Annotated in this window: 24 protein-coding genes; 16 read left to right on the forward strand and 8 right to left on the reverse strand. The window is 52.7% G+C overall.

The annotated features are described in order from the left end of the window. Positions 1-48 precede the first annotated feature (48 nt). From B0B12_RS18570 to B0B12_RS18610, 9 genes are all read left to right on the forward strand, one after another. Complete coding sequence (locus B0B12_RS18570; RefSeq protein WP_076671988.1) at positions 49-1,902, forward strand: OstA-like protein; 1,854 nt, start codon at positions 49-51, stop codon at positions 1,900-1,902. Between the two features lie 55 nt (positions 1,903-1,957). Further along, positions 1,958-2,782: an outer membrane protein assembly factor BamD gene (locus tag B0B12_RS18575; protein WP_244554769.1), complete on the forward strand. Its 825-nt coding sequence runs from the start codon at positions 1,958-1,960 to the stop codon at positions 2,780-2,782. Between the two features lie 11 nt (positions 2,783-2,793). Then, positions 2,794-3,120, forward strand: a complete 327-nt coding sequence (locus B0B12_RS18580) for a DNA-directed RNA polymerase subunit omega (RefSeq protein WP_076671991.1) — start codon at positions 2,794-2,796, stop codon at positions 3,118-3,120. 68 nt (positions 3,121-3,188) lie between these two features. Next, positions 3,189-3,686: a flavoprotein gene (locus B0B12_RS20755; RefSeq protein ID WP_317046895.1), complete on the forward strand. Its 498-nt coding sequence runs from the start codon at positions 3,189-3,191 to the stop codon at positions 3,684-3,686. Then, positions 3,670-4,329: a bifunctional phosphopantothenoylcysteine decarboxylase/phosphopantothenate--cysteine ligase CoaBC gene (gene coaBC / locus B0B12_RS20760; RefSeq protein WP_076671994.1), complete on the forward strand. Its 660-nt coding sequence runs from the start codon at positions 3,670-3,672 to the stop codon at positions 4,327-4,329. Before B0B12_RS20755 ends, coaBC begins: the two co-directional genes overlap by 17 nt. Beyond that, positions 4,322-5,227: a type IX secretion system protein PorD gene (gene porD, locus B0B12_RS18595; protein WP_076671996.1), complete on the forward strand. Its 906-nt coding sequence runs from the start codon at positions 4,322-4,324 to the stop codon at positions 5,225-5,227. Before coaBC ends, porD begins: the two co-directional genes overlap by 8 nt. Positions 5,228-5,296: 69 nt before the next feature. After that, positions 5,297-5,527: a hypothetical protein gene (locus B0B12_RS18600; RefSeq protein ID WP_076671997.1), complete on the forward strand. Its 231-nt coding sequence runs from the start codon at positions 5,297-5,299 to the stop codon at positions 5,525-5,527. Positions 5,528-5,602: 75 nt separating this feature from the next. Next, positions 5,603-7,282, forward strand: a complete 1,680-nt coding sequence (gene recN / locus B0B12_RS18605; protein ID WP_076672001.1) for a DNA repair protein RecN — start codon at positions 5,603-5,605, stop codon at positions 7,280-7,282. A gap of 197 nt (positions 7,283-7,479) precedes the next feature. After that, a complete protein-coding gene (locus B0B12_RS18610; protein ID WP_076672003.1) occupies positions 7,480-8,295 on the forward strand; it encodes an enoyl-ACP reductase FabI in 816 nt (271 codons plus the stop codon). A 253-nt stretch (positions 8,296-8,548) separates the two neighbouring features. Here B0B12_RS18610 and B0B12_RS18615 read toward each other — a convergent pair whose 3' ends face one another. Next, positions 8,549-8,920 (reverse strand): cupin domain-containing protein, encoded by a 372-nt coding sequence (locus B0B12_RS18615; protein ID WP_076672005.1) that lies wholly within the window; start codon positions 8,918-8,920, stop codon positions 8,549-8,551. Positions 8,921-8,937: 17 nt separating this feature from the next. Continuing rightward, entirely contained in the window at positions 8,938-9,168 is a 231-nt protein-coding gene (locus B0B12_RS18620; protein WP_076672180.1) for a Kazal-type serine protease inhibitor family protein, read from the reverse strand. Positions 9,169-9,347: 179 nt separating this feature from the next. On the opposite strand from B0B12_RS18620, the gene B0B12_RS18625 reads away from it, so the two are divergent. The 3 genes from B0B12_RS18625 to B0B12_RS18635 all read left to right on the forward strand — a co-directional run bounded on the left by B0B12_RS18625 (position 9,348) and on the right by B0B12_RS18635 (position 11,010). After that, positions 9,348-9,749, forward strand: coding sequence for a CsbD family protein (locus B0B12_RS18625; RefSeq protein WP_076672007.1), 402 nt, complete (start codon positions 9,348-9,350; stop codon positions 9,747-9,749). 179 nt (positions 9,750-9,928) lie between these two features. Then, complete coding sequence (locus tag B0B12_RS18630; protein ID WP_076672009.1) at positions 9,929-10,288, forward strand: YtxH domain-containing protein; 360 nt, start codon at positions 9,929-9,931, stop codon at positions 10,286-10,288. Positions 10,289-10,521: 233 nt separating this feature from the next. Then, positions 10,522-11,010 carry a YtxH domain-containing protein gene (locus B0B12_RS18635; RefSeq protein ID WP_083704303.1) on the forward strand — a complete coding sequence of 163 codons (489 nt, stop codon included), beginning with the start codon at positions 10,522-10,524 and terminating at the stop codon, positions 11,008-11,010. A gap of 86 nt (positions 11,011-11,096) precedes the next feature. Here B0B12_RS18635 and lysS read toward each other — a convergent pair whose 3' ends face one another. Further along, on the reverse strand, positions 11,097-12,623 hold the full coding sequence (gene lysS / locus B0B12_RS18640) for a lysine--tRNA ligase (protein ID WP_076672013.1): 1,527 nt from the start codon (positions 12,621-12,623) through the stop codon (positions 11,097-11,099). A 178-nt stretch (positions 12,624-12,801) separates the two neighbouring features. Next, the gene (locus B0B12_RS18645) at positions 12,802-13,830 is read right to left on the reverse strand and encodes a hypothetical protein (protein ID WP_076672015.1); all 1,029 of its coding nucleotides are present in this window, start codon (positions 13,828-13,830) and stop codon (positions 12,802-12,804) included. Positions 13,831-14,095: 265 nt separating this feature from the next. Here B0B12_RS18645 and B0B12_RS18650 point away from each other — a divergent pair, with 265 nt between their 5' ends. The 3 genes from B0B12_RS18650 to B0B12_RS18660 all read left to right on the forward strand — a co-directional run bounded on the left by B0B12_RS18650 (position 14,096) and on the right by B0B12_RS18660 (position 19,385). After that, positions 14,096-15,256, forward strand: a complete 1,161-nt coding sequence (locus B0B12_RS18650) for a trans-sulfuration enzyme family protein (protein ID WP_076672017.1) — start codon at positions 14,096-14,098, stop codon at positions 15,254-15,256. A 181-nt stretch (positions 15,257-15,437) separates the two neighbouring features. After that, positions 15,438-18,845, forward strand: a complete 3,408-nt coding sequence (locus tag B0B12_RS18655; protein ID WP_076672019.1) for a T9SS-dependent choice-of-anchor J family protein — start codon at positions 15,438-15,440, stop codon at positions 18,843-18,845. Between the two features lie 153 nt (positions 18,846-18,998). Next, on the forward strand, positions 18,999-19,385 hold the full coding sequence (locus tag B0B12_RS18660) for a hypothetical protein (protein WP_076672021.1): 387 nt from the start codon (positions 18,999-19,001) through the stop codon (positions 19,383-19,385). 126 nt (positions 19,386-19,511) lie between these two features. Here B0B12_RS18660 and ggt read toward each other — a convergent pair whose 3' ends face one another. After that, positions 19,512-21,257 carry a gamma-glutamyltransferase gene (ggt, locus tag B0B12_RS18665; RefSeq protein WP_076672022.1) on the reverse strand — a complete coding sequence of 582 codons (1,746 nt, stop codon included), beginning with the start codon at positions 21,255-21,257 and terminating at the stop codon, positions 19,512-19,514. Positions 21,258-21,342: 85 nt separating this feature from the next. Further along, complete coding sequence (locus tag B0B12_RS18670; RefSeq protein ID WP_076672024.1) at positions 21,343-23,457, reverse strand: carboxy terminal-processing peptidase; 2,115 nt, start codon at positions 23,455-23,457, stop codon at positions 21,343-21,345. A gap of 344 nt (positions 23,458-23,801) precedes the next feature. Between B0B12_RS18670 and B0B12_RS18675 the strand changes: the two genes are divergently transcribed. Next, entirely contained in the window at positions 23,802-24,365 is a 564-nt protein-coding gene (locus B0B12_RS18675; RefSeq protein WP_076672026.1) for an arylesterase, read from the forward strand. A gap of 56 nt (positions 24,366-24,421) precedes the next feature. Here B0B12_RS18675 and B0B12_RS18680 read toward each other — a convergent pair whose 3' ends face one another. Together B0B12_RS18680 and B0B12_RS18685 are read right to left on the reverse strand one after the other, a co-directional pair. Continuing rightward, positions 24,422-25,009: a DUF4142 domain-containing protein gene (locus B0B12_RS18680; RefSeq protein ID WP_076672028.1), complete on the reverse strand. Its 588-nt coding sequence runs from the start codon at positions 25,007-25,009 to the stop codon at positions 24,422-24,424. 185 nt (positions 25,010-25,194) lie between these two features. Continuing rightward, the gene (locus B0B12_RS18685; RefSeq protein ID WP_076672030.1) at positions 25,195-25,731 is read right to left on the reverse strand and encodes a hypothetical protein; all 537 of its coding nucleotides are present in this window, start codon (positions 25,729-25,731) and stop codon (positions 25,195-25,197) included. Positions 25,732-25,812: the final 81 nt, after the last annotated feature.

Consider the following 25,812-nt stretch of genomic DNA (forward strand, 5'->3'; position numbering starts at 1 on the left):
AAGTATGACGTTGTCTCTGATCAAGCCCTTGCCTTTTGTTTATAAAGCATGAACATCACAAAATTAGTCTATTCTATTCTCTTTACGCTATTGTCGCTGACAGTTTTGGCGCAGGAGCAGCAGCAGAAGCCTCCGGTTAATCCGCGGCAGGCGGCGCAGCAGGTACGTCCGCCGCAGCCACCCAAGATTGTGCCGAAGCAACAGCCACCACGGCCACGCCTCAACCAGCCGCAGCAAGCACCTCAGCAACCCCGCACTACACCACAGCAGGATACAGCGCGTCCGACGCAGACACCGGCGCAGCAGGGACCTCAGCAGCAGGGGCAACAGGAGCGTGTGCAGTTGGAGAACACAGAAGAATTGATCGGTACTATCATTAACGGGAAGCGTGTCAACAAACTGATCGGCAACGTGATCTTCAAGCAGAAAGAGACCTTCCTGTATGCCGACTCGGTATACCAGTACCGCGACAGTGAGATACTGGAAGCCTTTGGCAATGTGCGCATCAACCAGGCCGATACCGTAACCATGACAGGCACGAAGGCTGTGTATGACGGAGCCGCCCGTACCGCCAAAATGAGTGGCGGTGTGACCATGCAGGACCCCAGCATGACGCTGACGACCCCAACACTGGACTACAACCTGGATACGCGCACGGCGGTTTATACCGAAGGCGGCACCATCGTGCAGCCCAATAACCGTTTGCAGAGCCAGCGCGGTACCTACGATACCAACACAAAGATCTTTACCTTCCAGCAGAACGTGAAAGTGTTCTCGCCCGATTACGAGATCACGGCGCAGAACATGCGCTACAACACCGAAACCGAGATCGTCTACTTCCAGGGCCCAACCTTTATCAAAGGCCAGAACGGTGACCTTTATGCCGAGCAAGGCACTTATAATACGGTTACCAAAGTGTCACGCTTTGGGCGCAATGCCTATATCGTGACGCCGGAGTACCGCTTGGGAGGCGATGACCTGTATTATGACGAAGCCAGCGGTTACGGTGAGGCAAAAGTGAACATGACCATGCGCTCCCTCAAAGACGATGTGACCATTCGGGGGCAAATTGGCCGCTATTGGCGCGACCAAGGTATAGCTAAGGTATGGGGAAGCCCGGTAATGGAGTCGATCATGGATGGCGATACGCTTTACATGGCTGCTGACTCGCTTATCTCCCGTGAGGCGAAGTCAGATGGGCAGCCGAGCATGCTGTTCGCCTTCAACAACGTCAAAATCTTTAAATCGGACTTGCAGGGCACTTGCGACTCGCTGAGCTACAACCGCACCGACTCGCTCATGTACATGCACCGCAACCCGACGCTTTGGAGCGAGCAGAGCCAGATCGTGGGCGACACCATCCGCATCCACATGCGCAACAAGACCATCGATAAGATGTACGTTTTCAGCAATTCCTTTATCACTTCGGAAGACACGCTCCAGAACTACAACCAGGTGAAAGGCCGTAACATGGTGGCACATTTTCAGAACGGACGCATGCGGCGGGTGAATGTGAACGGCAACGGAGAAAGCATTTACTTTGCGTTGGAGGGCGATTCGGTGCTGACAGGTATGAACCGGGCCGTGTGCAGCGACATGGTTTTGAACTTTGCGGAAAATAAAGTGAAGTCTATTACGTTTCTGGTAAATCCGGAGGCAAAGTTTATACCGCCGCACGAGCTGCAGACCTCCGACCGTAGGCTGGAGGGCTTTGCCTGGCTGGAGGAACTCAGACCCGATAAAAAAGAAGTGCTGGCGCCACGCACGCCGGTAAAAGCACCGGCTACGCCCGCAAAAGCCACTACGCCTGCCAAGGGCAAAACCTCCGGCAGCAAGGCTGGTCAGTCCGGAGCCAAAAAACCTGCCGCAGGGGCAGCCAAACTAAAGCCTGCACGCCAGTAAACGCTGTATATTCACGCTTGTAAATCACAGGGATATTGTATAATTTTGCCCGTTCATGAACAGAGGAATCCTGCATACCGTCGTAATGTTGTGCCTGTTGGTTTTTGCAACCAGCTGCAGCAACTTCCAGAAGCTACTGAAAAGCAACGACGTTGACCTGAAATACAAAGCCGCGCTCGAGTACTACGAGAAGGAGGACTACTACCGTGCCAACCAACTGCTGGAGCAGGTGATGCCTTTGATGACAGGTAGGGAAGAGGCTGAGAAGGCTCGCTTCTATTATGCCAACACGCACTACAAGCAGCGCGAGTACATGCTGAGCGCCTTCCAGTTCCGCACTTTCTACGAGACCTACCCACGCAGCGAGATGGCCGAAGAGGCGATGTTCCTGCAGGCCAAGTCGCTCTACAACGATTCGCCTGACTTTGAGCAGGACCAGACGAGTACCGTAACGGCCATGGAGTCGATCCAGGAATTCCTGGTGCGCTACCCTAATAGCCAGTTCGCAACAGAGGCCAACAAGATGTTCGACGACCTGAGCGCCAAGTTGGACAAGAAAGCCTTTGAAAGTGCCCGTCTGTACTACAGAGTGCGTAACTATAAGTCGGCTGTGGTGGCCTTCACAAACTTTCTGCGCGAAAATGCGTCTTCCCCTTACAGCGAGGAGGCCTCTTACCTGAGAATAGACGCTCAATACCGTTACGCGGTGGATAGTGTGCCAAATAAGCAGGAGGAGCGTTTCATGGAGGCAGTAGATTTTTACCAGGCCTTCATTGACCAGTATCCGGATAGCCGCTTCCTGCGCAATGCCGAACAGGTATACACGAGCACGCAGTCGGAGCTCGATAAAATAAAGAAAAATAACCCAAGCAATTCATAAATCAAGTATATATGGCAATCGTTCCATCATCAATCGTTACCCGCAACATGGCTGACTTTGCAGAGCAAACCGGCAATGTATACAAGTCAGTTGCGGTTATCTCTAAAAGAGCCAACCAGATTTCGGTGAAGTTGAAAGAAGAGTTGAACTCTAAACTGGCTGAGTTCGCCACGACTGTGGACAACCTGGAGGAGGTATTCGAGAACCGCGAGCAGATCGAAATTTCAAAGTACTACGAGCGCCTGCCGAAGCCAACCAGCCTTGCCATTGAGGAGTTCCTGGAAGCTAAAGTATACGTGCGCACACCAGACGAAGAAGGCGAAGAACTGTCGCTGTAAGGCGCATGCTCCGAAACCGGAAAATAGTATTGGGGGTTTGCGGAAGTATAGCTGCGTATAAGGCAGCCATGCTGGTCCGCTTACTCGTGAAAGCAGAAGCAGAAGTGCAGGTGATCCTGACCACTTCTGCTTCTGCCTTTATAACCCCGCTCACACTGGCCACCCTCTCCAAGCGGCCGGTGCTCACCGAGTTTGTGCTCAACGAGCAGGGCGTCTGGAACAACCACGTGGAACTGGGCCTGTGGGCCGATGCCATGGTGGTAGCGCCTGCCAGTGCCAATACGGTAGCCAAGTTCGCCAACGGCTTTTGCGACAACCTGCTATCTGCCACGTATTTGTCGGCACGCTGCCCGGTGTTTGTGGCCCCGGCCATGGACCTGGACATGTACCAGCACCCAGCCGTGCAAGCGAACTTTACCAAACTGCGCGGCTATGGCAACTTCATCATCGAGGCAGGGTATGGCGAACTGGCCAGCGGGCTAGTAGGGCAGGGTCGTATGGCCGAGCCCGAGGAAATTATTCGCGTACTAGAAAACCACTTCTCAGGCATTGGAAAAACTGTTTAAGGGCAAAACTGTTGTCCTGACTGCCGGCCCAACCTACGAACCTATTGACCCGGTGCGCTTTATCGGCAACCACTCCACGGGCAAGATGGGCTATGCGCTGGCCGAATGCTTTGCCCAGCGTGGCGCTCAGGTAAAGCTGGTGGCAGGCCCCACCAACCTGCAGGCGCAGCACGAAGGTATAGCGGTAACCCCCGTGACAACAGCCGACGAAATGTATGCGGCCGTTCAGAAACTGGCTCCTGCAGCCGACATTTGGGTATTTGCCGCCGCCGTGGCCGATTACAAACCCAAAGTAGTGGCTGACCGCAAAATAAAAAAAGCAGGCGCCGAACTAACGATCGAGCTCGTAAAGAACGTTGATATTGCAGCGGCACTTGGCAAGGAGAAGCGCGAAGACCAGTTTGCCGTGGGCTTTGCCCTGGAGACGGACAACGAGGCCAGCAACGCCCGCGAAAAGCTGCAGAAGAAGAACCTGAATATGATCGTGCTTAATTCGCTCAATGATCCGGGCGCTGGTTTTAAGCACGATACAAATAAAATCACTATTATTGAGCACGATACGACCACAGCTTTTGACTTAAAGCACAAGAGCGAAGTGGCACAGGATATCGTCAACCTGATCTGGGAGAGAATCTATGCTTAATCGACTGTTTGTTTTGCTGTGTACGATGGGCATTGCCCTGGGAGCGCGTGCCCAGGAGCTGCAGTGCGATGTGGTGGTGAACAGCGAACAGGTGGCATTTACAGACCGGCAACTGTTCACCGAGATGCAGAACCGCATTTTCGAGTTCATGAACAACCGCCGCTGGACCAACCAGTCCTACCGGGTGGATGAGCGCATCAAGTGCCGCATCCTGATCAGCCTGACCGAAATGCCCGAGGTAGGAACGTTCCGTGCCAATGTGCAGATCGTGTCAGTGAGGCCGGCCTATGGCACCGGTTATGAATCCACGCTTTTCTCCGTCATCGACCGCGACTGGCTCTTTCAGTTCAACGAGGCACAACCCCTCGACTATGCCGAAAATAACTTCACGGGCAACCTGTCGGCCATGCTGGCCTACTACGCCTACATGATCATCGGGATGGACAACGACAGCTTTGCCAGGCTGGGAGGTTCCCCAGCCTTTGACCGGGCTCGTGGCATCCTGAACCTGGCTGCCTCGCAAAACTCTATTTTTCCGGGTTGGCGTCCGTTTGAGGGCAACCGCAACCGCTACTGGATGATCGACAACATGCAGGATCCAGTTTTTGTGCCTTTCCGGGAGGGCATCTATACCATGCACCGCCAGGGAATGGACCTGATGGCGCAGGATCCGGAGAAAGCCCGCAAGGCCACGCTCGACGTGCTGCGCAACATCCAGAAGATATCCCAGCAGAAGCCTGGCGCGGCAGTGATTCGCTCTTTCTTTGAAGCGAAGGCGGATGAGCTGGTGAATATTTTTAAAACAGCCGCTCCAGCTGATAAGCAGGCCGCCTATACCTTGCTCACGCAGGTAGACCCCACTAACAACACCAAATACGAAGTGCTCCTTCAGCGCTAAGCCTTTTCCAAATTTCACAGAAAGCGCGTATCTTCACGGGGCGGAGGCCTATACCTGCGCGCTATACCTATGGGCAAACGTCAGATCAGAATCTATCGGAGCAAACTGGCCGACCACCTGCCCGATCTGCTGCAACAACAGACCGTGCAAGTGGTGCTGAGGACCCGTGTGGTGGTACAGGGCGAACTGCAGCATGTTTCGGCAGAGGAGCTGGAGTTGCTGGACGGACGCAGAAACAAGCACACTATACCTGTGGCGGATGTGGAGGAAGTGATTTACGACATCGAAGCACCTTATTAAAATACAACCAAATTATCGAACTAAGTCCGGGCGTTAAGTCTTATACCTTGTGACAAGCGTCTTGCATCCTGATATATGCTGATTGATCTTAAAATAAAAAACTACGCACTGATCGAAAAGTTGGAGATGAATCCATCGCCGGTGCTCAATATTATTACAGGCGAGACCGGTGCCGGTAAGTCCATCATGCTGGGCGCCATTGGCCTGCTGCTCGGTAACCGTGCCGACTCTAAGCTGCTCTTTAACCAGGAGCAGAAGTGTGTGATCGAGGGGGTGTTCGATATCTCGCAGTACAACCTGAAAGAGGTATTTGTAGCCGAGGACCTGGATTTTGATGAGCAGTGCATTCTGCGCCGCGAGATTAGCCCGAGCGGCAAGTCACGCGCCTTTGTGAACGACACGCCGGTAACGCTCGACGTGCTGCGCAAGATCGGCGAGAACCTGATGGACATCCACTCGCAGCACGACACGCTGCAGCTGGGTGACACCAGTTTCCAGCTTAACATCCTGGATATTTATGCCGGCAACACCTCGCTGGACATCTACGCAGGCAACCTCTCATACCTGAAGGACTACAACGATACCTACCGCAGGTATAAGAAGCTCGAAGGCGATTACAAGAAATTGACCGACCAACTGGCGCAGGCCCAGAAGGAACTCGATTACAATACCTTCCTGCTGAATGAGCTGGAAGAAATAGGACTGCAGGCAGATGAACAGGAGCAACTGGAGACAGAACTGAAGGAACTCGAGAATGCCGAGGACATCAAGCTGAAGCTGACGCAGGCCGTGCAGTACCTGACCGAATCGGAGTTCAACATCACCTCTGCGCTGAAAGACACCGTGCAGCTAATCGGGCAACTGGCGGCCTTTTCGCCGAAGTACGAAGAGTTGCGCACCCGCACCGAGAGCTGCATGATTGAGCTCAACGACGTGGCTGGTGAGCTGGAGGATGCTGAGCGCAGAACCGAAGCCGATCCGGCCCGCACCACGGAGGTGCAGGAGCGCCTGAACGTGATCTATACCTTGCAGCGCAAGCACCAGGTACAGTCCATTGCGGAACTGCTCGAAATACAGCGTGAGCTGGAAGGCAAAGTAGGCAGCGTCCTCAACCTCGACAACGCCCTCTCCAGCACCGAAAAAGCCATGAAGGAAGCGGAGAAGGAAATGCTGGAGAAGGCCACTGTGCTTTCAGAACGCCGGAAAGCCTCTTTTGGTCAGTTCGAGAAGGAGCTCTATACCTTGCTGGCCGATCTCGGAATGCCTAATGCCCGCATTGTTATTCAGCACAAAACCGCCGCGCCGAGCGCTACCGGTACCGACGAGATCAGCATTTTGTTCAGTGCCAACAAAGGAGCGCAGCCGCAGTCTTTGGTAAAAGCCGCATCCGGTGGTGAATTCTCCCGCCTGATGCTCAGTATCAAGTACATGCTGGCCGACAAGACCGCCCTGCCGACTATCGTGTTCGACGAAATCGATACAGGTATATCGGGCGAGGTAGCCGTGAAGGTGGGTAAGATGATGCAGCAAATGGCGCAGAAACACCAGATTATTGCCATTTCGCATTTGCCACAGATCGCAGCGCAGGGTAATTCGCATTACTTCGTGTACAAGCACGACACCGAGGACCGCACGATCAGCCGCATCAAAAAGCTAAGTGACAAAGAGCGTGTAGATGAAATTGCGCACATGATTGCAGGTGCCAACCCAAGTGCAAGCGCCTACAAGAGCGCCAAAGAGTTGTTGTCGCTGTAAGTTCAGCAAGGCCACGACTCACGCAGAAATCCTAGACCTGTATTCGGAAGGTGTGGACAGAGGAGCGGGCCAATGCGAATGAAAGCTGCATCGGACTTGAGTTATACCTAGTTATTGCTATATTGCTGCTTAATTTCTGCGCGCTATACCTGGCCGTCCGAAATCATGAAATTTTAAAACATTAACCTGACAAATACATGTCTTACAATCTGCTTAAAGGAAAGAAAGGAATCATTTTCGGAGCGCTTGACGAAAAGTCTATTGCCTGGAAAGTAGCGATGCGTGCCAAGGAAGAAGGCGCTGAGTTTGTGCTGACAAACGCTCCGATCGCGATGCGTATGGGTGAAATCAACAAATTGGCTGAAGCCTGCAATGCGCAGATCATACCTGCTGATGCTACCTCTGTAGAAGACTTGGAAAACCTGTTTGCCAAAGCACAGGAGATCCTGGGTGGCAAGCTCGACTTCGTACTGCACTCCATTGGTATGAGCCCGAACATCCGCAAAGGCAAGGCTTATGGCGACCTGAACTACGAGTGGTTCCAGAAGACGCTGGACATTTCGGCGCTGTCTTTCCATAAGGTGATGCACGTGGCTGAAAAGCAGGATGCGATGAACGAGTGGGGTTCGATTGTGGCCCTTTCCTACATTGCAGCCCAGCGCGTGTTCCCTGATTATACAGACATGTCGCACGCCAAGGCATTGCTCGAGTCGATTGCCCGCAACTACGGTCACCGTTTCGGCAACCTGAAGAAGGTGCGTGTTAACACTGTGTCGCAGTCACCTACTAAAACGACAGCCGGAACCGGCGTAGGTGGTTTCGACGCGTTCTATGACTATGCTGACAAGATGTCGCCGCTTGGCAACGCCTCAGCCGAGTCTTGCGCTGACTACTGCATTACCCTGTTCTCTGACCTGACCCGTATGGTGACCATGCAGAACCTAATGCACGACGGCGGCTTCTCTTACATGGGTATCTCCGCGGAAGTGGTGGAGATGCTGAATAAGCAGTAGTTTTAAGATTTGAAAATTTGGAGATGGGTGGATTTGGAAACGAATCTCCCCATCCCGGAAATAAAAAGCCCTTGGTGCTGTATGCGCCAGGGGCTTTTTGATGTTGGGCTTTTTTGGATAGATTAGCATGTAAGCGAAACCCGAAGTCACTTTTAGCTTTGCTTTTGAGCACAGCCGAAAATCTCTAAATCATTATACATCCACATCTCCACATCTCCAAATCCACCCATCTCCAAATCCATCCATCTCCAAATCAACCCTCCTCCCGATGCACTTTGGTGAAGTCGAAGGCGGGGACGCAGACGGACCAGTACTCGGTTTCTTCGTCGTAGGGGTTGGAGTAGCGGATGCGGGAACCTGCTTTGATCAGGATGGACTCGCCGGCCTCTACAACCACTTCTTCACCGTCAATTTCAATTAATTTGCGGCCGCGCAGCACAATCGTGATCTCGTCGAACTCCGGGGTTTGATGTGGTTCGCTCCAGCGCGGAGGTGCTACCATGTGGGCCACGCTGAAGGCATCGGTTTGGGTAGAGGCTTTGCCGAAATGCTCTTCTATCAGTTTTCCGTCGGTAGTTGGCACCCGGAAAGGCCTGCTCTGTTTAACGTATCTTTTCTCGGTCATAGCTTGCCAGGTATAGCTTAGGATTTGGTGGCGCACTCGCCTTTGGTATAGGAAGTCACGCCTGAGCGGTCAGCCTCGCAGGAGTTGCCGTAGGTTTTTCCGTCGCAGCCGCACACAGGGTCATACTGCATGGTGCACATCTGGTCAGGGTTAATCTTGGCCTGGTCGATGCAGGGAATCTCGCTGTTTTTGCAGGAGTAGAAGGCACTTAAGGCAAGGAAAGCCGTTACGAAAGCTGTTTTTTTCATCATGTTTTATTTGTTATCAGTTATACGCGCTTGTTGTTGATCGGGGAGGCGTGATGTGTTGCAAACCAAGTATGCACCGCCCCGTATGTATTGGAACGTAAAATAAATCGAATACAAGTATAAGGACGATAGGTTCTGTTTTACGGAACCAAGCCTTATCAAATAAACAGCACCAGAAAATGATAAACAACATGAACGACGAAAAAGGAAAAATTTTGCTAGCCACGCTGGCCGGTATTGGGGTAGGCGTAGCGGCTGGCATATTGCTGGCTCCTAATAACGGCCTGGACACCCGCGATAGCCTGAAAAGAACATTGAGCAAAGCAGGTGATGACCTGGAGCGCACTGTGAAGAACTTTATGGACAAGCTCGAGCGCAACAAAGTGACTGACGATGGCAGCAGCCTGGTGATGCGTGGATCCTGGGACGATGTGAAAGGCCAGCTGAAGAAGAATTACGCTGAGCTTACCGAAGATGACCTGACTTATGTAGAAGGACAGGAGGACGAGCTTTGGGGCCGCCTACAGCAGAAGCTGGGCAAAACCAAAAACGAGATCATGAAGGTGATCAGAGACTTATAGAAGTATCCTGCTTATAATTTAGGGCTCAGCAAATCATTTTGCTGAGCTTTTTTTCGTTATTTAGAGGCAGTATAGTATAAAACTGTAGTATAGTTATAACTTAATACATGGCTTCATCGTTATTAGGTCAACAGTAAAAATCAGAGAAATCAAATCCAACAATTTATAATAACACAACTATGAAAGATAATAGCGGAAAGATCATGCTTGCCCTGTTGGCAGGCGCAAGCGCTGGTGTAATTGCAGGCCTACTGATGGCTCCGGACACTGGTGAGCATACCAGAACTGGTATCAAGAAGTGGGCGAATAAACTGAGCAAAGACCTGGAGAAGAACCTGCAGACTGGCCTTGACGAAATCAAGAACATGAGCAACGAAGCGATGAGCAAAATGGGTGGTGCTAACAAGAACGGTGGCAACACTGGCGGCACTACTGGTGGCAGCACGTCTTCTTCATCAACTGGCTCTACCGGTTCAACTGGTTCTACTGGTTCATCTGCTGGTACAAGCACAGGAGGCTCTTCTGTAACCAACGTTTAACACAACAACCAGCAGGAAAATACCTGTAACAAAGCTTGTGCCTTGTCCATGCGCACCCGCTGAGGCGAACCCCAGCTTTGTGAAAAAGAAAGGCCTGCCCCGACAAGGGGCAGGCCTTTCTTTTTGAGCTCGGGGACTTGACTTGCGCTAACCTTCGGACCATACTCCCGTTATTATTTTAGAGCGTATAGCAAGTTGGCAAGAATGAATGAACACTAAAACCAAAGCAAACTATGAGAACGAAAATGGATTACAGCAGCTTGGGAGAGTCTAAAAGCACATACAGTAACACCCCACGGACCTCGTCCACCTACAGCCAGGTGGGCAAAGAGTCAAGCGAAAGCACAACGTACTCTTCGGTGCGTGAGCCGAAACAACAGCCGCAAGTGCAGCAGCGCACCGTCTACAGCAGCGACAGTCGCAAGTCCTCATCCTATGGCTCACAAAAGGAGAGCAGCGGCACATTGGGGGTCGCGATGGGCTTGCTTGCCGGCGCCAGCGTAGGTGTGCTCGCAGGTATATTAATGGCACCCGACAGTGGCCGCATCACCCGTCGCCGTCTGTCCGACTCCGCCGCCTGGGTAGGCCGCGGCATCAACGAGAAGCTCGGTACTGGCAGGGCTAAAACAGAATCCTGGATCAGCAAGTCAGAGAAAGGCCTGAAAGATGCTACCAACAAAGTGAAGAACAATAGGTCAGGAGAGGATAGCGATAACTTCTAGAGACAGCCGGCATATAGATGACTTAGGAAACAAAAATGGCCCGCTATACCTTAGCGGGCCATTTTTGCTTTATAATTAATCCTCTTTTACTCTTCTCTTCTCTCTGGCTTCATTTGTGGGAAGAACAACACATCCTGTATAGAGTTAGAGTTGGTCATGATCATGGTCAGGCGATCTATACCTACACCCAGGCCAGCGGTTGGCGGCATGCCGTACTCCAATGCACGCAGGAAGTCTTCGTCCAGGGCCATGGCCTCCACGTCACCGCGTTTTGCCAGTTCCAGCTGCTCCTCAAAGCGAGCACGCTGGTCAACCGGGTCGTTCAGCTCCGAGAAAGCGTTACAGATTTCCTTGCCGTTACAGATAGCCTCGAAACGCTCTACCAGACCTGGCTTATCGCGGTGCTTCTTGGCCAATGGGCTCATCTCTACCGGGTAATCGGTAATGAACGTCGGCTGTATCAGGTTTGGCTCTGCTGTCTCACCGAATATCTCATCAATGATCTTGGCTTTGCCCATCGTTGGGTCAACATGAATGCCTAGTTGCTGTGCTGCCTGGCGCAGTTCTGGCTCTTCCATGTTCGAGATATCAATCTTGGTGAAGTGCTCGATGGCTTCGTACATGGTATAGCGCTTCCATGGTCGGGCAAAGTTGATCACATTCTCGCCAACCTGTACTTCTGTTTTACCGTGCAGGGCAAGGGCCACTTTCTCTACCATTTCTTCTACCAGGTCCATCATCCAGTTGTAGTCCTTGTAGGTAACGTAAAGCTCCATCACCGTAAACTCCGGGTTGTGGAAACGGCTCATACCTTCGTTACGGAAGTCTTTAGCGAACTCAAACACACCATCGAAACCACCCACAATGAGGCGCTTCAGGTATAGCTCGTTGGCAATGCGCAGGTATAGCGTCATGTCCAGCGTGTTGTGGTGCGTCTTGAACGGACGGGCCGCTGCACCACCGTGTATAGGCTGCAGAATCGGAGTTTCTACCTCCAGATAACCTTTCTCTGCGAGGAAGTTACGCATGGTGCTCACCAGCTGCGTACGCTTCTTAAAAGTCTCACGCACATGCGGATTCACGATCAGGTCGACGTAGCGCTGGCGGTAACGCAGCTCTGGGTCTGTGAAGCCGTCGTGCACAATCTCGTTGCCGTTCTCGTCAATCTCACGCTTCACGATCGGCAGCGGACGCAGCGACTTGGTGAGTACTTTCAGTTCGGTTACGTGCACGGAGATCTCGCCAACCTGGGTCACAAAAGCATAGCCTTTGATGCCGATGAAGTCACCGATGTCGAGCATCTTCTTGAACACGGTGTTATACATATCCTTGTTCTCGCCCGGCGCAATGTCATCGCGCGACACGTAGATCTGGATGCGGCCCGTGCTGTCCATCAGCTCAGCGAAAGAGGCCTTGCCCATCACGCGGCGGCTCATCAAACGGCCCGCCAGGGTTACTTCCTGGTAGTTGTTCTTATCCTTATCGAAATTCTCCTTTATCTCTTTGGCCGTGGCCGTCACTTCAAATGTTTCGGATGGATATGGGTTGATGCCCATTTTCTCCAGCTCTTCGCGCTCGTGGCGTCTGCGTAGTTCCTGTTCGCTGAGTTGCATGCGATTTTTGTACTAATGGTGACTGTTATATCTAAACTGCAAAATTGCTAAATAAACAGGAGCTTTTAAACATTAAATTGCTGATTGTTGACTGTTACCTGGTTGCGGTATGAAAAGTAAAAGCCCCGGCAAGCAGAACTTGCCGGGGCTCCTATATATGTAGTAGAACAAATCGGACTTAAGCAGCTGTGCGGAGTTGCTGCTCGTCGTCCTGCAAAAGGGGTTTTACTTTATCCTGCAGTCTGGCTGCCACAAACGAGTTTTGCAGATAGGCTGGCAGCTCCTGCACAAAGGCCTCATACTGCTGTAAACTCATGGCCTGGGCCACATAGCACTCGTGTATACCGTTTAAGTAGCTCACGATCTGCAGCAGCGACTCATGGAACAGCCTGAAGTCGATGTCGGCCTGCACAAAGCGCTCGATCTCGCGATGTGAGTTGGAGATGCGCAGCCTGGCCAGCAAGTCGAAGAGCGTGGTATAGCCCATGCGCCAGGTCAGCTGCTGCCAGTGCTGTGGACCAAACTTCTGCAGCACCTCGCCTGTGCGGCTGCTGCGAATGGCCGTGTTCGGGTTCGCCTGTACCTGCTGACGCACCGATTTGGCCTTCATGCGGCGTGTCGTCTTCAAAAACTGCCCGATCTGCGACTGCGCCTCCAGCTCCTTGCCTGCAATCTGAAGACCCGGCTTGTAATGTGCCAATGGCAAGCGGTTGATGCGGAAATCGTCGAAATGGCCCGATGCGTAGAAGCTCATCGCCTGCGGATACGCGTTTTTCACGATCAGGCGGCCTGCCTCGCGCATCACCAGCGACTCGTTGCTCGTCTTGATCTGGCGGGTATACAGGAAAGCCTGCAGGCTCGCAAACACGGCATAGTAAGCCTGCGGAAACGTCCAGTGCAAGGCGTTCCGGATGTAGTTCTCATCGCCCAGCTCGGCTGTCGTGCGCAAAGCGTACTCTGTGTTCCAGCTGTTCAACAATAGTTTCTTTATAGCTTCCACATCTTCTTCGGGTAGCTCGGCAGGCACATCCTTAAAATAGGCTAGCTGCTGCAGACCCATCCCTTCGTAGTGGTCGAGGTGGTAATTGATCGCGAAAAAGTAGTTCAGGAACACCTGCGCCGGGATGGATTTATACCACTCCTTGTCCAGCTGCTTCTGCTCTTCCGGATACATGGATATGATGTTTTCTTCTTCTTTCTCTTTCATGTAATTACAACATTTTCAGCCCGCTAACAGTTGCAAATTCATGACATAAATTCAGTGTTTTTTCAATTTTAAATCATTGATAATCAATGTTTTGTAATGAAATTAAAAATTATTTTTTCAGATGTTGTTGTGCTGCTTTCGAAGTCGCTTTTACGGGCTGGTTTTGGTGGTTTTTATACCTTTTCTCGGAGGCAATGATGGAAAGGTTTGTCAACAACCTGAAGCCCGAAATGAGAGTACAAGAGGGGGACCAATCTGCTATACCATGGAGCTATCCTACATTCTCAACGAGCTGGGCGAAGACCGCGAGCTGTATTTCAATTCGGTAGCGCCTCCCATTCTGCAGACCAGCAACTTTGCCAGCAAAACCGTGGACGAAATGCGGCGCCTGCTCCAGCAGGAGGCGGAGGCTTACCTCTATACCCGCGGCAACAACCCTACTGTGACCATGATCGAGAAAAAGATAGCAGCGCTGGAAGGAGCCGAGCATGCCATCGCCTTCGGGAGTGGCATTGCTGCCGTCTCGGCAGCAGTGCTTTCGCAGCTCAAGGCAGGTGACCATGTGGTGAGTGTCGACAAACCTTACGGCTGGACGAATGTGCTGATGAAGAGTTTTTTGCCCCGGTTCGGGGTGGAAGTGACCATGGTAGACGGCACCGACACAGAGAATTACCGCCAGGCCATGCGGCCCAATACCAGGCTGCTATACCTGGAAAGCCCCAACTCTTTCACTTTTGAGCAGCAGGACATCGAGGCCGTTGCAGCACTGGCCAAGGCACATGGCTGCAGCACCATCATCGACAACAGCTTTGCTTCGCCGCTCAATCAAAATCCCTTGCAGATGGGCGTGGACCTGGTGGTGCACTCCTGCACGAAGTACATTGGAGGCCATTCTGACACGATGGGAGGCGTGATCTGCGGCAGTCGCGACATGATCAACAGGATATTCGAGCGGGAGTACATGACGCTGGGAGCCGTGTTGGCGCCACACGATGCCTGGTTGCTATTGCGCGGCCTGCGCACATTGCCCGTACGCATGGAACGCGTAGCTGAAACGACTCGCAAAGTGGTGGCCTGGTTGCAACAGCAGGAGAAGGTAGAGCAGATTTATTACCCTTTCCTGCCCTCCAACCCGCAGTATGAACTCACCAAAAAGCAACTGCGCAATAATACAGGACAGTTCACGATTGCCCTCAAAACAGACGATATGCAGAAGCTAGAGGATTTCTGCAACAGCCTGCAGCATTTTCTGATGGCCGCTTCCTGGGGTGGGCACGAGTCGCTCATTTACCCTGCCGCCGCCTACTACAACAAGGAAACGAAGTATACGGGGAAGCTCCCCTTTAACCTGGTTCGTTTTTACATCGGGCTGGAGGATGCGGACTATCTGATAAAGGACATTGAGCAGGCACTAACCAAGGTATAGCGCATCAATAATATACTGTTGAAATTATATTAACCATTCGGTAACATTGGATTGAAAGCAACTGCTTACCTTTGCAACCGATGGAACTCCATGTGCCTATCTGTGCCCGTATCCCATTGCACGACAGTGCAGTACACTTTCGTGCCTCATACAAGTCACCAATCAAATCTCTCTTATACCTATGTTTAAACATCTACACAAGGCGTCTGCTTTTGTGCTGGCCTGCTGTGCCTTTTTGGCTGGCAGCGAAGCCCTAGCGCAGACAAACCCGCAGCCTCAGTCGCTGCCTTACACGCAGGATTTTAACGACCTGCCGCACAGTTCTACGGATTATCCGGAAGGTTGGCAAGGTTGGTTACTGTCTACTAGCCCCGGAGCGAGCTTCAGAACAACTCCAGCTACTGCTGACAGGGCCATGCTGGCGAACAGCACCTCCACCACAACCAATGGTGCCATCCACAACTATGATGGCAAGATAGGTTTACTGAACAGTGGTTCCGTAGATTTAAGCATCGCCTTTGCTATCAATACCCTGCAAAAGACTGCTGTCAATGTGGCTTTTGATATGATGACACTGCGCAACCCATATGACGGTGGCAGTAACACCCGTATCAACGAGATCGTGCTGCAGTATCGAGTTGGTACAAGTGGTGCCTTTACCAGTATTGAAGGCTCACAGTATCAAAACAACACGGAAAAGTGGGCTACAAGCGGTAATACAGATCCTCAGAAAGTTGAGTCCTTTACTGTGACGCTACCGGAGGCGGCTGAAAACCAAGAGGTGGTTCAACTGCGTTGGGCTACGCGCCAAATCAGCGGCGGCGGTTCCAGACCTAGCTTTGCTGTGGACAACATCGCGGTGACCAGCCTGAGCGACAGCAAGAACCCAATCGTATTGGCTCCTAAGACACTCTCCTTCGGTGATGTGGTGTTGAATCAGCCAAATGTTGCTTCCTATACCTTATCAAGTGCGAACATCACCGGTAACGTGCAACTGACTGCTACAGCAGGCTTCACGGTTTCAAAGGAGGCGACCGCTGGTTTCGCTAGCAGTATCACTTTCTCAGCTGAGGAGATGGCCGCCAACCCAACCGTATATGTGCGCGTGACACCTACAGCGGCAGTAGCTTTAACTGGAATGATTTCGCATAGCGGCCAGGGTATAGCCACTGCCGTAACCGAGCTTACGGCCAATGCAGTGAGCCCGTTCGTGCAAGACTTCAACAACTGCGGCACCGCTCTGCCAGGCGGCTGGAAAGCCTACAGCGTAACCGGCGACCAGGTATGGGGCTGTACTACGTTTGGCAGAGAGACGGCCGAGAGCCCGCGCAACAACGGTGTGCAAATCAACGGTTATGCAGGCAGCGCCCGCGAAAACGAAGACTGGATGATTTCTCCAGCCCTGGATTTGTCTGACTTTAACATCGCCGCCCTTTCCTTCTGGACCAGAACCGCTTTCAAAGGCCCAGGTTTGAAACTGATGGTGTCTACCAACTACGACGGAATGGGTGCACCAGCTACTGCAGACTGGACAGAGCTAAACGGTGATTTTCCTGCTGAGGCTTCTGATGTTTGGAAGCAGTCGACTGTGAACCTCACGGCCTACAAAGGTGCTTCGGTGTATGTGGCATTTGTGTATGCCTCTGAAGCTGAGACAGACAGAGCCGCCCGCTGGACTCTGGACGATTTTGCGGTAGAGAACGTAGAACAATTGCTTGCTACCAGTGATTTTAACGTAGATTTCGGAGTAGTGGAAGTGCCGAACGCATCCGCCCCGCATACCTTCAACTTCTCTGCTGTTGGTTTCCCACAAGGTATGACCCTGTCAGTTGGAACTGACTTCGAACTTTCGAAGAATGGCCAGAGCTATGCCAGCTCTCTGAATTATACTGCGGCTGAGGCAAGCGTTTCCAACACGGTATATGTGCGCTATAAGCCAGCAAGCGTTAAGCTGAGGTCATCAGGCAACATTACATACACAAGCGGCGACTTCACTGTTGTGAAAGGAACCATGACCGGCTCTTCACTGCCGAAGAGCAGCACCCTGGACATCGTGTCCTGGAACCTGGAGTGGTTTGGCGCTGACAAAGACGACAGAGGCTCAGAACTCGGACCTAATGACGAAGAACTGCAGTTCGCGAATGCCAAAAAAGCGCTTCAGACACTGAATGCCGATATCGTTGCTTTCCAGGAGATTGCAAACGACGCTGCCATGGCTAGCCTGATGGCGGAGTTACCGGCCTATGACTTCGTGCGCTCAGATGTACACTCTTACTCCTGGGACCCAAGCCGCAACCTGGTGCCGCAGAAACTTTACATCGCCTACAAAAAAGACGTGGTGAAGGTGAAGAGCCAGAAAGTGTTGCTCAACAAGCTATATCAGGATGTATTGGCTGGTACAGCTACCTTGCCAGACTATCCTGCTGCGCAGACCAGCTTCTGGGCCAGCGGGCGCCTGCCGCTCATGGTGGAACTGGAAGCTACTGTTAACGGTGTGACGCAGCAGATCTATGTGGTAAACCTCCACACCAGAGCCAACTCCGGTACCAACGTGACCCCATACAACCAACGCAAGTATGATGTGCAGGTGTTGAAAGACAGCCTGGCAGCGCAGTATCCGAACGTGAACCTGGTGATGCTGGGCGACATGAACGAAGACGTGGATGTATCGGTAGTAAACAACCTGCCCTCGTCCCTGAACCCATTTGTGCTGGATAACAACTACAAAGCCCTGACCTACGACCTGAGTGTAGCTGGTGGCTATACCTACGCATCAGGCTCTTTCCAGAGCTTCCTAGACCACATCATCGTTTCGAAGTCATTGGTGGACGAATACATTGACGAGTCGATCACGATTGAGAACCAGCTGCTCAGCCTGATCCCGAGCTTCAGAAGTACCACTTCGGATCACGTGCCTGTTTCGGCCCGCTTCAGCTTCAGCGCTACGCCAGCGGTCGCTTTCTCAGCACCAACACTGACTGCCACTGAGGGCGATGCACCGGTAGCCGTGACGATGAACATCTCGGCCGCACAGCCAAAAGCTCATACCGTATACCTAACGGTGAAGGATGGCGCCACCGCCACCGCCGTTGACTACACGACTGCTCCGGTAGCCGCCAACAACGTAATCGCTGTGGACGTGCCTGCCTATGCTACAAGCGCTTCGTTTGAGGTTAGCATCGCAGACGACAAGCTGACTGAGCCAACCGAGCAGGTGTCGTTCTACATCAACAATGTGACAACGGACCTGGGTATGGCAACAGCCGCCCGCACCTTCACACTCGCCATCCGCGACAACGACTTCCCGGCAGGAATAGCCCATGGTCAGGATTTGGCGTTCCGCCTGTATCCGAACCCGACGCAGGGACCTGTGGTAAATATCTCGTTGCCAGCCGAGGTATCGGTGATGGATGAGATGACACTGGAGTTGCGCTCTGCCAACGGCACCAAAATGTATACCTTAAACGGAAACCTGAGTAGCGTGCAGCAGCAGCTGAACGAGAAGGTAGCCGGCCTGCGCAATGGCATGTACTATGTGCAGGTGATGGTACAAGGTAAGGTATACCAGGCCAAACTGGTAAGAAACTAGTATCGACTAATTGATTGGGAGCGGCCTTCTGCTATGCAGGAGGCCGCTTTTTTTGTGCCCAGGTATAGCAGTCAGCGAGCTGATGTCGTTCTTATAGGTATAACCAAGACTAGGCCCAGGCGGTATTAAATAGACAAACCAATAGAAGAGACTATGACTGACAAACCACAAGTGATAAACAATGTGCACGGGGCCACCCTGATCGGTGCCGGACTGGCGGGCTACCTGCTCAACGATAAGCGTCCTGCTACAGCGCTTATACCTGCCGCAGCAGGAAGCGGGCTGCTGTTGCTCAGCAAAGGATTGGAGAAAGGCAACCAGACACTGGCCCATGTCGCGGTAGGCGTGACGGGTTTGCTGCTGGCCCAGACCATGCGCTCTTTTCTACAGGCTGCCATACCTGACGAGGAAACCGAAGCTAAATTTGATGCCGAGACGTTGAACCGGCGCAAACTGCTGTTTGGCCTGATGAGCACCACAGGTATAGCCGCGCTGGCCACCTACATCGGAGGCTTTATCGAGAAGCGCAAAAACGGCTAGGGGAGAAGCTGATCCGTCATAAACAAGAGAGCCCGCAGATGCTATACCTGCGGGCTCTTATTTTTGATCTTTATGTAAGCGGTTGACCTTTGTCTTTTGTCAAAAAGTCCTTTGTCAAGAAATTAGTTAGAAGCCAACCGCTACATCGTCTCCACGCGGGTCTGCACCACCTTCGAGTTTGCCATTGGGCAGCACCAGTATGCCTTCCACAGCGCCGTACTTTCTTCTTTGGGTCAGTTTATATCCTTTGCTTTCAAGAGCCTGGCGTACTTCCGGCGAGATGGCGTCCGGCTCGTGTTGAATTTCGTCCGGGAGCCACTGGTGGTGGAAGCGGGGAGCGGCCACGGCTTCTTGCATCGTCATATCATGCTCAACCACGTTCAGGATGGTTTGGAACACAGACGTGATGATCGTAGAGCCGCCTGGCGTGCCCACCACCATAAATAACTTTCCGTCTTTCTCCACAATAGTTGGTGTCATAGCGCTGAGCATGCGTTTACCCGGCTGCACGGAGTTCGCTTCACCGCCGATCAGCCCGAACATGTTGGGCACACCCGGCTTAGCGCTGAAGTCGTCCATTTCGTTGTTAAGCAAAAAGCCAGCGCCTTCTACGACCACCATTGAGCCATAGTTGCCATTGATGGTAGTGGTGATAGAAGCCGCGTTGCCAAACTGGTCTACAATGCTGAAATGCGTGGTTTGGTCCGACTCGTATACAGGCAGTTCACCGGCTTTCACAGCCGATGAGGCCGTGGCTTGCTCCAGACTCACGTCCTGCATGCGTTCTTTCAGGTAGGTACGGTCCAGCAGTCCGGCGGTTGGCACTTTGTAGAAGTCGGGGTCGCCGAGGTAGGTGGCGCGGTCAGCGTAGACGCGGCGTTTGGCCTCGGTCATCAGCTGGATGGTCTGAGGTTGTTGCCAGCCGTAGCTTTTCAGGTCGTAGGGCTCCACCATGGTCAGCAACTGCATCAAGGCTATACCTCCGCTGGAGGGAGGGGACATGGAGGTGATGGTGAAGTCTTTGTACTGGCCTTTGATCGGAGTGCGCCACACGGCATTGTAATCTTTGAGGTCCTGGTGTGAGATCAGGCCGCCTCCGCGCTGCATTTCCTTCACGATCAGGTCAGCCGTTTCGCCGGCATAGAAGCCGTCGCGGCCTTTGTCGCGGATGCGCTCCAGCGTGCGGGCCAGGTCTAGGTGATAGAGCGTATCGCCGGCTTGCCACGGCTGCTGACGGGTCAGGTAGGGGGTGTGCTTGTTGTGGTCGATCATCTCCTTCCGGGCATTGTTAAGCATGCGCGCCTCGCGCTCGGTCAGCACTACGCCCCGGCGGGCCAGGTCGATGGAGGGCTGTACGAGTTCAGCGAAGGGAAGGGAGCCCATCTTTTCGTGGATTTTCAGCATGCCGTCAACCGAGCCGGGTACGCCTGCTGCCAGGTGGCCCAGCAGGCTGAGGTTCGGTATCACGTTACCATCCTCGTCGAGGTACATGTCGCGGTGCGCGCCGGCAGGGGCCTTCTCGCGGAAGTCGAGGGCGCCGGTCTCGCCGGTATGGTGACGGTAAACCAGAAAGCCGCCGCCGCCGATGTTACCCGCCACCGGATAGCACACCGCTAAGGCAAATTGCGTGGCGATGGCCGCATCGTACGCATTACCTCCCTTGCGCAATATCTCCAGGCCAATGTTGGAAGCATCCGGGTGAGCGGAAACGACCATCGCTTTGTCGGCCACAGCGCCTCGTTTGGCGGCTTCGGGTTGTGACTGTGTTTGAGGGCGGGGAGCACAGCCCGAGAAGGCCAGGAGCACAGCTGCCACACAGGACAAGGTATAGCGCTTCGCGCGGAAGCCCTGGATCAGGTTGAAGTGTTTCATGGAGTTGAGGTAAGGCTAAGCTGCAAAATAGAAAAAAGCCGGCTATCTACATAGTCGGCTTTCTGCTTATTGCCAATTCAGGCGATTACTTGATGTCGTTCTTGATGATCGCTACTGCTTCTTCTACATACACGTCTTTCTGCAGCGACTTCAGGAAGTCTTTGTTACGAGCCATTTTGGCTGTGTCTCCCGCTATGGTCTGCAAATCGGTTTTCAGACGCGCTACGTTCAACACTGGTATATTCTTCTGAGCGTCTTCCAGTTGCTTGTTGGCTGTTTCGCTCTTCTTCTCCTCTTCCAGGTACTTCTTCAAACTCAGGGAGCGGCTAGTATTGTCGGCTAGTTTTTTCAGTCTTTCACCGCTTTGCTGAATTACCTTGAAACTCTCGTTTCCGGAAACTCGGCCCTTGCTGCTGGCCTGTATGGCCGGGATGTTTAGCTTAGTACGGGTCCATGGCTTATAACGCGCTGGAGAGATTTCGTCGAAAGGCAGCGGGTATTCTTGCTCTTTTTCACCGAACTCCAGGTAACTGTAGGCGTCTGGCAGAATCACGTCAGGTGTCACACCGCGCAGCTGGGTAGTACCCCCATTGATGCGGTAGAACTTCTGAATGGTGAGCTTGAGGGCTCCGAATGGCTTGTAGGGGTCAAACTGTGCTGGCAGGGCTTCGTCAATTTCAACGAACTGCTGCACGGTGCCTTTGCCGAAGGTTGGCGTACCCACAATGACAGCACGCTTGTAATCCTGCATGGCTGCTGCCAGAATCTCAGAGGCGGACGCACTGTTGGAGTTCACCATCACTACCAGTGGACCAGTGTACTGTACTTCTGGATCGCGGTCGTCGAGCACCACAGTTTTGCCAGCAGACGTACGGATCTGCACAATCGGACCCTGGTCAATGAACAGACCGGCCATCTCCACCGCATCGGCGAGCGAACCACCTCCGTTGTTGCGCAGGTCCAGCACCAGTCCTTGCATACCGGCAGCTTTCAGTTTCTCGATTTCGGCCTTCACGTCTTCGCCGCTGTTACGGCCACCTTTACGCTCGAAGTCGGCGTAAAAACCCGGAAGCTTGATGTAGCCGATCTTTTGCTGATCGTCGATCATCGCGCTCTGGGCATAAGTTTCTTCAAATACGATTACATCACGCACGATCGGGATAATGCGGGTGCTGCCATCCGGCTTGCGCACGGTCAGACGTACTTCCGTTCCTTTTTTACCACGGATCAGCTGAATCGCATCGTCCAGGCGCATACCTTCCACGAGCACCGGATCGCCACTGCCCTGAGCCACTTTCTGGATCGCATCGCCCGGCTTCAAATCGCCTTGCATGTACGATGGGCTGCCCGGCACAATTTCCATTATCTTGATCTGTCCGTCTTTCTCCTGCAGGGAGGCACCTATACCTTCCAGTCGGCCGGTGAACTCAATGTCGAAGTCTTTTTTGGCTTTAGGAGGGAAGTAGCCTGTGTGCGGGTCGTATACGTTAGCCACGGCGTTGATGTAGGTCGAACGGCGGTCGTCGCGGGTTACCTGGTCCAGGCGCTTGTAGAGCTCGTTGTAGGCGGTCATCACCTTTTCGCGGGCTTCGGCCTCCATCTGTTCCATGGTCTTGCTGGCTGCTTTGTTGTCGGCGCTGGCCGTGGCTTTTTCCTGCTGCTTTTGCATGTCGGCCAGTCGTACCAGCGTCTGGTACTTCAGCTGCTTTCTCCAGGCTTCTTTCAGCTCGTTTTTATCCTTAGCAAACTTCAGTTTCTTGCCGTCCAGCTCAATGCTTTCCTCCTTAGAGAAATCGAACGGCTTGCTCAGGATCTCCTTATAGAAAGCCTCCGACTCCTTGGTGCGCTTCTCGATCAGGTCCGCCGAGATGTCGAAAAACTCGAACGAGCCGGCACGAAGCTGGTCGTCGATCTGCGTTTCGTATTTGCGCAGCATGGCCACATCTGACTCCAGCAAAAACTTCTTGTTAAAGTCGAGCCGGTCGAGGTATAGCCCAAAGGCTTTTTTCGAAAAGTTGTCGTCTACCTTCTCCGGTTTATAGTGCATGGTACTCAAACCCTGCATCAGGGCTTTGATGAGTATCTCGTTTTTTCCGGCAGGTGTGCTGTTGTTTTTGCTGTACAGGATAAAAGAGCCCGTGAGCAGGACTACGGCCAGTACAGAAAGAAATATTTTTAATCGGGTTGTCAAGGATAGCATCTAATTAAGTTAGTTTGACCACATTGTATCTACGCAAAAGTAGTGCCGTAGATGAGGCCACGGGCATTTCTTTTAAGGCGAGTCCTAATGTAGTATAAATATAGCTTTATCGCAAAGCAGCGCGCCAGCAAAGCATAAACAATCACATCGCCTGCTTGTTTTACGCAAAGCCGCACTTCTTCATATAACTGTTCTGACTTTTTTTTCGTTTCCCGAGCATGCCTAAACCTTGATGCTAGGCCCTCGTGATCTTGCCTGTTATGGCTGTGCCTGCGTTCCCGTAGACACAGGTATAGCTGTTGCAGTGGCGGGTACCCGGCAAGGTATAGCAAGACCAGACGACTATGAAAACATTACTTTTTTTCGGGGATAGCCTGACGGCAGGGTATGGGTTGTCATCGGCACAGGCCTACCCGTCGCTGATACAGGAGAAGTTGAAAGAGGCCGGATACGAGGGCTATACCGTGATCAACGCAGGTATAAGCGGCGATACCACCGCCAGCGGCCTCTACCGGGTTGACCGCTGGCTGTCTGCACCGATCGATGTGTTTGTGCTGGCGCTCGGAGCCAACGATGGCCTGCGCGGTATACCTGCCCGTGAAACGTCACAAAACCTGCAGCAGATCATTGACAAGGTGAAGCACAAGCACCCGGACGCACAGATCATCCTGTCAGGTATGGAGATTCCTGACATTGTGCCAGGACGCTACGCGGCGGAGTTTAGAAAACTGTTCCGGGAGCTGGCCATCAAAAACAATGTGGCCTTTGTGCCTTTTCTGCTGGAGGGTGTGGCAGGTATGCGCCACCTCAACCTACCCGACGGCGTGCACCCGAATGCGGAGGGGCAGAAAATGCTGGCCCGCCATACCTGGGCAATATTAGAGGGCGTACTGAAGCAGCTCAACTAAACAAAAGAGGCGACGCTCAAAGCGTCGCCTCTTTTGTTTGTGTTAGCATTTGTTCCCTAGTTTTTGTTATCCTGCCGGAAGCGCATGGCGTTTTCCATCTGGGCTCGGATCTCTTTGGTGGTGTTGCGCGCCCATAGGTTGAAGGTGGTGTTGTCCGTCTGCTCGATGTCTTTCACGTTGTCTTCAAAATCTTTGAGCGCTTCTTTGTGCGCCTCAACCACGGTGTCCCAATAGGCACGGTTAAACTCCTCCGGGTTCTTATCGCGGAGTTCCTGCACGCGGCCAGCGTGGTCGTCTTCCATCTGCTGTGGCAGGGTAACGCTGTACTGCCCTGACATGGCCTGTAGCTCGTCGAGTTTCTTGGTATAAAGGTCTACCATTTGCTGTCCGTAGTTGCGTATCTGGTCTGTGGTGCCCTTCTCAACTGCCAGTTTGCCCAGTTCTACCTGCTGGGTGCTGATGCTGTACGCTTTGCCCATAAAGGCGCGCTTGTCATCGTTCAGGGTAGAGTCCACGGCAGCGGTGGTGTTCAGTTCGGTATCCACATTGGCCGTAGTGGTATCGGTTTCCTGCGTTTCGGAGCTGCAGGCTGCAAAGGCGAGCGTGCTCAGTGCGAGCGTGGCTGCCATCCATAGGTTTTTCATAGTCTTAGTTTTTGCGTTTCGTAATTTCAATCGTTTTAAGGGCATACGGAAATATGGTCGTTATATGTTCATTTTATTCTGTGCCAGCCTTTTCTGTACAGGCACTTGGCAAGGTATAAAGCACAAAGGCTCGACTTTGCCACAAGGGAAAAGCCAAGCCTTTGATTCGTTAGAAGGAGCGAGCCTTAGTAATAGATATGCTCTCCGCGGTTTTTCTGGAAGTGCTCTTCGAAGTAGCGGGCATCTTCTGATGTACGCGGCTTAAAGCCCAGCACAATGTTACCTTCTTTCACGCCTTCTTCATATACCTTGGCGCGTTCCTCAGGTACACCAGCACCTACCAGCGCACCGATCAGGCCGCCTGTCAGGCCACCTGCACCGGCTCCCGCCAGGGCGGCTGCCAGCGGACCGGCCACTACCAGACCCAAGCCAGGTATAGCTACAGAAGTACCAATTGCTGCCACGGCACCTACAATGGCACCCAATGTACCGCCAATGGCTGAACCGGCTCCGGCACCTTCCAGTGATTTGTTGCCCAGTTCCGTGTCGCCGTCACGGTCTACGTCGCTACCGAAGTGGCGCTTGCGGCCCTCGTCCGACAACACGACGTTGATATCGTCTTTGTCATAACCGCGTGCACGTAATTCTTCATAAGCGCGCTCTGCGCTGTCACGGTCCCGGAACATGGCCGTCATCATGGTCGCATCGTTTCGTTTGTCCATAGTTTAATTGTTTAGTTTGTGTTTGTATTACTTCAGAATGTCTGCTTTTTGCAGATTAGTTTATTGTAACGGCTCGCTTAT

Origin of the sequence: Pontibacter indicus (assembly GCF_900156345.1) — a bacterium.
In the GTDB taxonomy this organism is placed as follows: Bacteria; Bacteroidota; Bacteroidia; order Cytophagales; family Hymenobacteraceae; genus Pontibacter; species Pontibacter indicus.